13 protein-coding genes are annotated in these 9995 nt (G+C 61.1%); 4 read left to right on the top strand and 9 right to left on the bottom strand.

Annotation, left to right across the window (positions count from 1 at the left end; all coding sequences use genetic code 11):
- Positions 1-15: 15 nt before the first annotated feature.
- The 6 genes from HU715_RS26265 to HU715_RS26240 are packed head-to-tail and all read right to left on the bottom strand — an operon-like array spanning position 16 to position 4239.
- On the bottom strand, positions 16-1695 hold the full coding sequence (locus HU715_RS26265; protein ID WP_186706046.1) for an ApeI family dehydratase: 1680 nt from the start codon (positions 1693-1695) through the stop codon (positions 16-18).
- A complete protein-coding gene (locus tag HU715_RS26260; protein ID WP_186706045.1) occupies positions 1692-2237 on the bottom strand; it encodes a COG4648 family protein in 546 nt (181 codons plus the stop codon). Before HU715_RS26260 ends, HU715_RS26265 begins: the two co-directional genes overlap by 4 nt.
- Entirely contained in the window at positions 2234-2488 is a 255-nt protein-coding gene (locus HU715_RS26255) for an acyl carrier protein (protein ID WP_186706044.1), read from the bottom strand. Before HU715_RS26255 ends, HU715_RS26260 begins: the two co-directional genes overlap by 4 nt.
- 8 nt (positions 2489-2496) lie before the next feature.
- Positions 2497-2754: a phosphopantetheine-binding protein gene (locus HU715_RS26250; RefSeq protein WP_186706043.1), complete on the bottom strand. Its 258-nt coding sequence runs from the start codon at positions 2752-2754 to the stop codon at positions 2497-2499.
- Entirely contained in the window at positions 2735-3544 is an 810-nt protein-coding gene (locus HU715_RS26245; protein WP_186706042.1) for a lysophospholipid acyltransferase family protein, read from the bottom strand. Before HU715_RS26245 ends, HU715_RS26250 begins: the two co-directional genes overlap by 20 nt.
- Positions 3520-4239, bottom strand: a complete 720-nt coding sequence (locus tag HU715_RS26240; protein ID WP_186706041.1) for a beta-ketoacyl synthase chain length factor — start codon at positions 4237-4239, stop codon at positions 3520-3522. The genes HU715_RS26245 and HU715_RS26240 overlap by 25 nt, the downstream gene beginning before the upstream one ends.
- A 360-nt stretch (positions 4240-4599) precedes the next feature.
- On the opposite strand from HU715_RS26240, the gene HU715_RS26235 reads away from it, so the two are divergent.
- Positions 4600-5370, top strand: a complete 771-nt coding sequence (locus HU715_RS26235; protein ID WP_186706040.1) for a ParA family protein — start codon at positions 4600-4602, stop codon at positions 5368-5370.
- A 152-nt stretch (positions 5371-5522) separates the two neighbouring features.
- Here HU715_RS26235 and trxC read toward each other — a convergent pair whose 3' ends face one another.
- Positions 5523-5945, bottom strand: coding sequence for a thioredoxin TrxC (trxC, locus tag HU715_RS26230; protein ID WP_186706039.1), 423 nt, complete (start codon positions 5943-5945; stop codon positions 5523-5525).
- A 172-nt stretch (positions 5946-6117) separates the two neighbouring features.
- Positions 6118-6744 (bottom strand): isochorismate family cysteine hydrolase YcaC, encoded by a 627-nt coding sequence (gene ycaC / locus HU715_RS26225; protein WP_018603387.1) that lies wholly within the window; start codon positions 6742-6744, stop codon positions 6118-6120.
- 204 nt (positions 6745-6948) lie between these two features.
- Between ycaC and HU715_RS26220 the strand changes: the two genes are divergently transcribed.
- From HU715_RS26220 to HU715_RS26210, 3 genes are all read left to right on the top strand, one after another.
- Positions 6949-7854: a LysR family transcriptional regulator gene (locus HU715_RS26220; RefSeq protein WP_217884362.1), complete on the top strand. Its 906-nt coding sequence runs from the start codon at positions 6949-6951 to the stop codon at positions 7852-7854.
- 247 nt (positions 7855-8101) lie between these two features.
- Positions 8102-8380, top strand: coding sequence for a hypothetical protein (locus HU715_RS26215; RefSeq protein WP_186706038.1), 279 nt, complete (start codon positions 8102-8104; stop codon positions 8378-8380).
- Positions 8381-8616: 236 nt separating this feature from the next.
- Positions 8617-9018, top strand: coding sequence for a helix-turn-helix domain-containing protein (locus HU715_RS26210; RefSeq protein WP_186706037.1), 402 nt, complete (start codon positions 8617-8619; stop codon positions 9016-9018).
- A gap of 128 nt (positions 9019-9146) precedes the next feature.
- Here HU715_RS26210 and HU715_RS26205 read toward each other — a convergent pair whose 3' ends face one another.
- Positions 9147-9497, bottom strand: a complete 351-nt coding sequence (locus tag HU715_RS26205) for a DUF6124 family protein (protein WP_186706036.1) — start codon at positions 9495-9497, stop codon at positions 9147-9149.
- Positions 9498-9995: the final 498 nt, after the last annotated feature.

Raw genomic sequence — 9995 nt, 5'->3', positions numbered from 1 at the left:
GATTTGTGCAGATGCCTAAGCATTGTTGCCCCCCAACACAATCCGCCCACTGGAGCACACCGCCGTGTCATTGCGGAAGGCAAAGTACAGCTTGCCGCGCTCGCGGTCGAAACGCAGGTGCAGCTGGATTTCATCGCCGGGGCGCACCAGTTGCTGGAATTTCAGCACTTCCATGCCGACAAATCGGGGCGGCAGGTCCAGCAGTTGTCGGCCGAGGCTCAAGGCCCAGTCGACCTGCACCACGCCTGGCAACACCGGCGCGGAGGGAAAATGACCGCTGAAGTACGCCAGGTCTGGCGGCACGATCAATTGCAGGCTCCACTCCCCATCGGTTTCGACTCGCTCCAGGACTTCGGGGCCTTTTGGACGTGGCGCCAGCAGCAGCGCCTCGACCTCGGCCTGGGGCAACTTGCCCTGGGCGTTGAGCGGCAACTGCCGCAGCCAGCGCCAGCGCCGTGGCAGGGCGAGGGTTTCGCAGTGGGCGCTCAGGTGCCGGCGCAGGCCCTCGGTAACGGCGCGTCTGCCCTGGTTGCGCAAGGCATGCAGGCCGGCATCACTCAGCACTACCAGCGCGCCAAGGGAGGCACGATTCTCCTGCACCACGCCCAATCGCGCTTCGCTGACCCAGTCGTGGGCCACCAATGCTTGTTCCAGCATCGGCAGGGAAATGCGTTTTTCTTCAAGCTTGACGATACGGTCCAGTCGCCCGAGCAGCTCGAAGCGCCCGTCGTCGGCGATCCGCGCTGCGTCAGCGGTATGTTCCACATGCCCGGCCGGCAGATAGGGCGAAGCGATCAGCAAGGCGCCGTCGCTGTCCTGGCTCAACTCAACGCCGGCAAAGGGTTGCCACAATCCGCCGCCCTGGCGCCAGGCGATGCCGCCGGTTTCCGAGCTGCCGAAAATTTCCGTCGGCCATTGTCCCAGGCGTCGCTGCAAGCTTTGTGCAGCCTCGGAGGGCAAGGCGCCGCCAGAGGAAAACACTCGGCGCACGCTGCTCAGGGCCGGCCAATCGAGGTTGTCGCCCATGCGCTTGAGCAATGCCGGGCTGGCGACCCAGGCGAACGCCGGTTGTTCGCGGCTGGCCCGTTGCAGGTCCTCGGGAAACGCCAGTTGCCGACGCATGAATGGACGCCCGGCGCACAGCGGCCACAGCACCCGGAACAGCAGCCCGTAGATGTGCTGGGCGGCCACGCTGCCGATCATGCAGGCCGGGCCGAGGTCGGCGCCCCACAGCTGTTCCAGGGCCTGGACTTCGTTACTCAACTGCCGCAGGGTTTTCTCGATGCGCTTGGGCTCGCCGCTGGAGCCGGAGGTGCACAGGCTCAGCCAACAGTGATCGAGGTTCAGTTCGGCGCCATCCATCGGTGCGTGTCGCACGTCGCCGGGATGGGTGTCGCCGGGCTGGTCGGTCAGCCACAGGTCCACGTCCGCCGCCCAGCGCTGGCGTGTCTGCGCTTGCAGGTCGGCGGGCAGCAGGACCCGCACCCCGGCACGCCAAGCGCCGAGCAGGGCGATGGCCAGGTCGGCGGCATCGTCCAGGTGCACCGCCACATGCCGCGCGCCCCTGGCTTGCAGGCCGGCCGCCAGGCACAACGCCGCCTCCCGCAGTTGCGAATGATCCAGCGCCGGAGCGACCGTAACGGTGCGTTCCGGCTGAGCCCTGAGCAACATCTGCTCAAGTGTTATCCAATTCATGGGCGGCCTCTTACCCGTTGTCGTATGAGCCATTCAATGGCAAACAGCAGCCCCATCAATCCGTAGGAAATCAGGCCGGTGTACAACATCCACCAGCTCAGCGGCGCCCAAATGGTCAGGGCGGCGGCGAGCAAACCGTTACACAGGAAAAACACACACCAGGCCACCGTGACCTGGCGGGTATACACCACGGCCTTGGCCGGCAGCTGCGGTTCGCGCAGGCGGGCCAGGCGTTCGACCATCGGCGGGCCGTATTTCAGGCTCAGGGCGAACAGCCCGAGCATGAACCCGCTGATCAGCACCGGGTACCAGCGCAGCAGGAGCGGGCTGTCGAACAGCGCGAGCAACACACAAAAACCGATCGCCGTGACAGCCATCCAACGGCTGCCGGCGCCGCCCTTGCCAAGCAACGCCCGGGCCAGCCACAGGCTCCCCAGCAGCAGCCCGAACTGCCACGGGGCGAAATGCTCCATGCCGAAATACACCGCAAAGGGGTACAGCAGGCCTGCCAGCAGCAGGCCGAGGCCAATCAGCCGGGTCATGCGGCCGGTTGGACCAGTCGATAGACCGCCTCGACCACGTCATTGACGGTGCGCACCGACTTGAATTCTTCGGCCGCGATTTTCTTGCCAGTCTGGCGCTTGATGTGATCGATCAGGTCGACCGCATCGATGCTGTCGATTTCCAGGTCCTGGTACAGGTTCGATTCCAGCGTCACGCGTGCTGGGTCCAGTTCGAAGAGTTCGACCAGGGCATCACGCAGGGTGTTGAAAATGTCGTCACGAGTTTGCATGGTCGGTCTCAGGCGCTTTTTGCAGTGACGAAGGCCGCAAGGCTTGCCACATTGCTGAAATGGTTACGGGTGTCCTTGGCGTCGGCGTCGATCTTGATGCCATATTTTTTCTGAATCGCCAGGCCAAGCTCCAGGGCATCCACCGAGTCCAGGCCCAGGCCTTCGCCGAACAGGGTCTGATGGTCGCCGATGTCGTCGATGCCGATGTCTTCCAGGCCAAGGGCTTCGATGATCAGCTGTTTGATGTCACGGTGCAGATCGCTCATCTTCGGCGAGCTCCTTGATGTAATAGTGATGCAAGAAATCGTTGAGCCTGCGCGAAGCCTGGGGTGGCGGGCCGAGCGCGGCGAACGCCTGTGGGTCTATATCGGCCCCGACGTGAAAACTGAAGTGCACGCGACACCAAGGGATGCGATACCAGGGTTCGGCCTTGGTCAGGGTCGTGGGGTTGACCTTGATCGTGACGGGCGTGAGGATTTTCGCACCCCGCAGGGCAATGGCCGCGGCCCCCCGATGAAAGGCCGGCACCTGGCCTGGCTGGGTGCGCGTCCCTTCGGGAAAGACGATCAGCGTCTGGCCATTTTGCAAGGCGTCGCTGGCGGCATCGAGCATGTCCATGCTGCCGTCGTTGCTGATGTATTGGGTAGAACGCAATGGACCACGGGTGAAAGGATTCTCCCACAGGCTTTGCTTGACCACGCAGTTGGCGTCGCGCACCAGCCCGATCAGGAACACCACGTCGATCAGCGACGGGTGATTGGCAATGATCATCTGTCCGGGACGCCCGAGCCGTTCGGCACCATCGATCTGGTAGGTGAGCACCCCGGTGCGGGCCATGAATCGGATAAAGAACCAGAACAACCGCCCGACGGTGCGACGAGCCCTTTGTCGGTGGGCCTTGGCATCTCCGGGCAACCAGGCCAGCAACGGGAACACCAGCAAACGCAGGCACAGCCCGCCCAGCCCGAACAGGGCGAAGCTGGCGGCGGTCGCGACCAGGCGCCAGTAATAGGCGTCGCGATGTTTGCCGGTCACCGGTTGCGTTGCCAGGTCCATACACGATTCTTCCAGGCATGTTGGCAGGTGGTTTCGTTGTTCAGCAGGGTACGCAACAGATCCAGGGCATGGGGCCAGTCGCCGCCTGGCGAGTGGTCGGCCTGTGCGGACAGGTCCAGTTGCCAATCGTCGCCCGGGGTCAGCAGCAGGCCCACGGCATAGGGAAAAGGCACGTCATCGACCCACGGTGCGTAGACCTGCGGCGGTTGTTCTTCGGTAATCACCAGCAACACCGCCGGCGAGCCTTCGTTCAACAGCGCTGCGGCCTCCAGCACGCCGTGCTCCAACCCATCGCCCGTGGCGGCCAGGGCGGTCATTTCGCTGGTTTCGCCGCGCATGATCGACCACAGGCCGATCACCGCGTTATGGACCGACAGGCTGAATTGGGTCGGCGACAAGGGCAGGTCGGCCGCCAGGTCCTTCAGAATCTCGAAAGTGCGCGGGGTTTCACCGTGACGGGAAATAAAGACCAACGGTAGGGCCGGACGGCCCTCGGCCAGTGGCCAGCCGACGCTGAAGGCCATCCGCGCCAGGCGACTGAGGCGCCGGCGTTGCATGGCGGGCAGGAACGAGACGTCAGGGGCGGCATCGCTGGCTGGCAATACGACCGGCTGTCGGCTCCATGCCTGCCAATCATCCACGCTTTCGAGCCCAGGGGCCCATGCGCGCCATTGGGCGATATTGAAATTGATCACAAACTTCACCCCACCCCTGCGGGCTTTTATTGTCACGGTTCAGTGGTTTGACCCGCGTCCAACCCTGCATGGCCTTGCGACCCAAGTGGCGCGCATTATCCCGGTGCGGTTGGCTTGTAGCAAATACTGGTTACATTTTGTCCAGCAAAAACGTACGGGTTGGTCCGCTCAGTGCCAGGCAAGACCATTGTCGCGATCATCGCGAGTTTGTCTGTCGGTTGTTCCTGTCATTGACTGGACTTAATTGACGCCTGAATCGTTGGAAAAGCCACCGTCGCTGTAGTCCTTCTACGCAGAAGGTAGCTAAGCGGTGTCGCGCCCTACTACACTCGGGAATCTTTGATACACGGAGGTTTTGACATGCGGCGTGTGGTGTTCAATCAGAAAGGTGGCGTGGGCAAGTCCAGCATCGCCTGCAATCTGGCGGCGGTCAGCGCCAGCGAAGGCTATCGCACGCTATTGATAGACCTGGATGCCCAGGCCAACTCCACTCAATACCTGACTGGCCTGACCGGCGATGACATCCCCATGGGCATTGCCGATTTCTTCAAGCAGACCCTGTCGTCCGGTCCGTTCTCGAAAAAGAACAAGGTGGATATCTACGAAACACCCTTCGACAACCTGCATGTCATCACCGCCACGGCGGAGCTGACGGACCTGCAGCCCAAGCTCGAGGCCAAGCACAAGATCAACAAGCTGCGCAAATTGCTCGAAGAGCTGGAGGAGGATTACGACCGGATTTACCTGGACACCCCGCCAGCCTTGAATTTCTATGCGGTTTCGGCGCTGATCGCCGCTGATCGGGTATTGATACCTTTTGACTGCGACAGTTTTTCCCGTCAGGCCCTGTACGGCCTGCTGGCGGAAATCGAAGAGCTCAAGGACGACCATAACGAAGGCCTGGAAGTCGAAGGTATCGTAGTCAACCAGTTCCAGGCCCGCGCCAGCCTGCCCCAGCAGATTCTCGACGAACTGATCGCCGAAGGCCTGCCGGTGTTGCCGGTGTACCTGAGCAGTTCGGTGCGCATGCGCGAATCCCACCAGGCTAGCCTGCCGCTGATCCACCTCGACCCGCGACACAAACTGACCCAACAGTTCATGGAGTTGCATAGCCTGCTGGAAAGCGCCTGAATCTGACCTGTGCAAAACCAAGATGTGTGAGCGGGCTTTGTGGGAGCAAGGCTTGCCCGCGATGAAAACGCCGCGGTCTCTTGAGGACCGCAGCGCCTGGATCGCGAGCAAGCTTTGCTCCCACAAAGCTCGCACACATTCATCTCATGGCTTCAAATCCCCTGGCTGCGCAACCAGCTCATCAATTGAGGCAAGGGAAACGCCCCACTCTGGCGCGCCACTTCCCGGCCATCCTTGAACAGAATCAGACTGGGAATCGAGCGGATCCCCAACTGTGCCGACAACTGTTGGTTGGCCTCGCTGTCGAGCTTGGCCAGCCGACATTTGCCCGCCAGTTGCGCGGCGACCTGTTCGAACACGGGCGCGAAGGACTTGCATGGCCCACACCAATCGGCCCACACATCCACCAGCAACGGCAGGTCGCCTTTGATCTGGCTGGCATAGTCGCCTTGCTTGAGTTCGAACGGCTTGCTCAATAACACCTGGGCCTTGCAGCGCCCGCACTTGGGCTGGTCGCCCAGGCGTTCGGCGGGTATGCGATTGAGCCCGTTGCAATGGGGGCAGGGGATCAGCATCAGGTCAGTCTCCAGAAAATCATTGGCACAGATTGAACACTATATAGAAACCACTGCAAAAACCTGTGGGAGCGGGCTTGCTCGCGAATGCGGTGTGTCAGACACCTAGATGTCGACTGACACACCGTCTTCGCGAGCAAGCCCGCTCCCACATTTAGTTCAGTGTTGCCAGTTATTTTGCGTTGGTCAGCGTGTTGTAGCTGGTCATCAGGTTGCGGTAGTCCGGGATGTGGTTGGAGAACAGGGTCGCCAGGCCTTCCACGTCGTTGCGCCAGTCGCGGTGCAGTTCACAGGCCAGGCCGAACCAGGTCATCAATTGCGCACCGGAGGAAGACATGCGGTCCCAGGCCGATTGACGGGTCAGTTCGTTGAACGTGCCAGATGCATCGGTGACCACGAACACTTCGAAACCTTCAGCCAGGGCTGACAGGGCCGGGAAGGCTACGCAGACTTCGGTGACGACGCCGGCGATGATCAGTTGTTTCTTGCCAGTGGCCTTGATTGCCTTGACGAAATCTTCGTTGTCCCAGGCGTTGATCTGGCCAGGACGGGCGATGTACGGCGCGTCCGGGAACAATGTCTTGAGCTCGGGCATCAACGGGCCGTTGGGGCCGGTTTCGAAGCTGGTGGTGAGGATGGTCGGCAGTTGGAAGTACTTCGCCAGGTCAGCCAGAGCCAGTACGTTGTTCTTGAAACGGTCCGGGTCGATGTCGCGTACCAGCGACAGCAGACCGGCTTGGTGATCGACCAGCAGAACGGCGGCGTTATCTTTGTCGAGACGGTTGTAGGAAGTAGTCATGGCGTAGCCCTCATTAAGTTTTGTTTGCCGAAGGTTTCGGCGTGGTTAAGGTTTTGAATTCGGTGCAGCGATTATTGGGTGACTCATCTGGCCGAAGCGCCGGTTTGAATCCGTGTTGCGTTTCGATGGGTGTAGATTAAAACTGGCACCTTTGAAGCGCTAGACTGCGAAAATCAGCCTTAGCGTTCTATCTGGAGAACGATCATCGAAGACCTCAACACGCTTTACTATTTCACCCAGGTGGTCGAGCACCGTGGGTTCGCCGCGGCCGGCCGGGCGCTGGACATGCCGAAGTCAAAGCTCAGCCGGCGTATCGCCCAGTTGGAAGAGCGGCTCGGGGTACGGTTGCTCCATCGCACCAGCCGCCATTGCACGCTGACGGAGATCGGCCAGGCCTATTACCAGCGCTGCCTGGCGATGCGGGTCGAGGCCGAGAGCGCGGCGGAAGTGATCGAGCGCAACCGCTCCGAACCCCAGGGGCTGGTGCGCATCAGTTGCCCGACGGCGCTGCTCAACAGTTGGGTCGGGCCGATGTTGACCCGCTACATGCTCAAGTACCCGCGGGTGGAGTTGTTCATCGAGAGCACCAACCGCCGGGTCGACTTGATCCATGAAGGGTTCGATATCGCCTTGCGGGTGCGCTTTCCGCCGCTGGAAAACACCGACATGGTCATGAAGGTGCTGAGCAACAGCACCCAATGCCTGGTGGGCAGCCCGGCGTTCCTTGAGCGCTTGTCTTCACCGGCCTCCCCGGCGGACCTCAACGGCTTGCCCAGCGTGCACTGGGGCGCGGCGCAGCGGGAATACCAGTGGGAGTTGTTCGGCCCGGATGGCACCCGCGCGCTGATCCGTCACGCGCCACGCATGGTCACCGACGACCTGCTGGCCCTGCGTCATGCGGTGCTGGCAGGCATCGGCATCGCCCACCTGCCCACCGTGGTGGTGCGCGAAGACATCGCGGCCGGCCGGCTGGTGGAACTGGTGCCGGGCTGGACGCCGAAATGCGGGATCGTCCATGCGATCTTCGCCTCACGCCGCGGGTTGCTGCCGTCGGTTCGTACGCTGATCGACTTTCTGGCCGAGGAGTTCAGCCACAGTGATATGGCGTAGGACGGAGACAGTAATGCCACCGGATTCTCCTTGTGGGAGCGGGCTTGCTCGCGAAGACGGTGTATCAGTCAACATCTATGTGTCTGATACGCCGCCTTCGCGAGCAAGCCCGCTCCCACAGGAACTCACACTCCAGGCTTTTCCAAGGACATTTATCAAGGTTGCCATTCATCAGGTGCGCCGCACTGAAAAGCTGTCACGGCCTCAAAAAGACACCACGTACCTGTTTGCAGACTCAGGAGGTCCCATGAGCCATCCTCAAGACCCAGCCACTCCCCAAACAGTGGACAACCCCAACGACGACGGCTTCGTCCTCGGCACCGCCGGCCGCGACGAAGACCCCAACGCCGCCCCGGCCTACGCCACCGACCGTCGCCATGATCGGGACGAACTGACCCCTGAAGACGCCCGCGGCATGCCCGGTTATCCCGAGGAAAAGCCGCCGGCAAAACCCAAGGAGAAGGGGGTTGAAGAGGCAGAGCCGGGGATCGAGACGCCTGAGCAGGGGAACGATAAGGTTGGGTGATCAGGGGGCGATGAATTCAAGATCGCCATCGAGAGCAAGCTCCCACATGGATGGCTGTGTGACCGCGATATTTGCGACAACACCCCACCCCTGTGGAGCGAGCTTGCTCGCGATGACTCTCGTCCAGACAATCCTCGCCGTAAAAGCTGTCATCTTTCTTCCTAGCGTTATCGCAATTTGCGATAAGTGCGATTTGTGCTTAACTCGTCCATAGCAAAATGCGATGAGGAAAAGGGATGAGTGCACTGATCGAACAAGTCGCCGCCCATTGGGAGTTTGTGTCTCCCTTGCTGCGTAAGCCCAGGAGCGAAGAGGATTACGACCGGTTGGTCGCAGCGCTCGATGAATTGTTGGAGTTGGTTGGCGAAGAAGAAGCCCATCCGCTGATGAGCCTGGTGGACATTATCGGTGAATGGATCGAGGCCTGGGATCATCAACACCGACCGATGCCCAAGGCCACTGGCGTTGAGGCGCTTCGTTATTTGATGCGCGAGCATGGGAAGAGCCAGAGCGACTTGCCGGGTGTCGGTACCCAGTCGGTGGTATCGGAGATATTGAGTGGCAAGCGTCAGCTCAATTTAAGGCAGATCCGCTGGCTGGCGGAGCGCTTCGGCGTATCGGTTGAGACCTTTATTTGATGGCTTGGCGCACTAACTGTGGCGAGGGAGCTTGCTCCCGCTCGGCTGCGAAGCAGTCGTCGCTTTTGAGGGCTTGGGGCCGCTGCGCAACCCAACGGGAGCAAGCTCCCTCGCCACAGGGGGATGCGCTATGTCGACTGGCGGGGTTCGACGTTGTCCAGTGCCCGGTTCGCCAGTAAAACGCTTAGTTCGATCAATTGCTGAATGCCTAGGGCGACTTGCCGCCTGGAGCCTTTCAGGTCGAATGCCAGGTCGCTGACCATGGCGTTGGCCGAGGCCAGGTTTTCGCTGAGGTTGGCGAGCAGGGTTTCGGTGTCGACGCCATTGACGACGGTGAACAGTTGGCTTGGATCGGCCTCGGGTTTGCTGGGTTTTGGGTTGAGGTAGTAGTCGAGGACGCGGTCAGCTGTTTCGTCGAACTCTTTTGAGTTCGGGTTGGCTGGGTCGGTATCTGGCGGGTTGGGGGTTGCTTTGAACATAGATGAAACTCCTTGATGAGTGGAGTCGTCCCCCGTCGCTGCTAAACGAAGAGGGTGGCGGCTGTACGCGGGTTAGCAGACCAGGCATCAAGGAACCCGGCGCACCGAAGTGCCCCACGCATAGCCGCCATAATGCTGACAAGTCGATGATGATCGACTGTTCGAATGGCGACGCTGGCGTGCCTTGATGTTGTTCGAGCTGCTAAACCCGATCGCTGATTTTCAGCGACGGGGAAACGATAAAGCCCGAGCCCAAGGCGCACAAGCCGGCGGATTCTGGCGTAGTTGTAGGCAATGGCGCAAGGCGGCGTAGCCTGCTCCTACGTGGTCCTACATCGAAATAAACGCGGTGATTGCAGGGCTCTTGTGGCGAGGGAGCTTGCTCCCGCTCGGCTGCGAAGCAGTCGTCGCTTTTGAGGGCTTGGGGCCGCTGCGCAGCCCAACGGGAGCAAGCTCCCTCGCCACAAGGTTATGTGTTTGGTGGAAGGTCTGTTTTAG

The sequence above is a fragment of the Pseudomonas zanjanensis genome (genome assembly GCF_014268745.2).
Taxonomy (GTDB): Bacteria; Pseudomonadota; Gammaproteobacteria; order Pseudomonadales; family Pseudomonadaceae; genus Aquipseudomonas; species Aquipseudomonas zanjanensis.
This window is presented reverse-complemented; position numbering and strand designations above follow the sequence as displayed.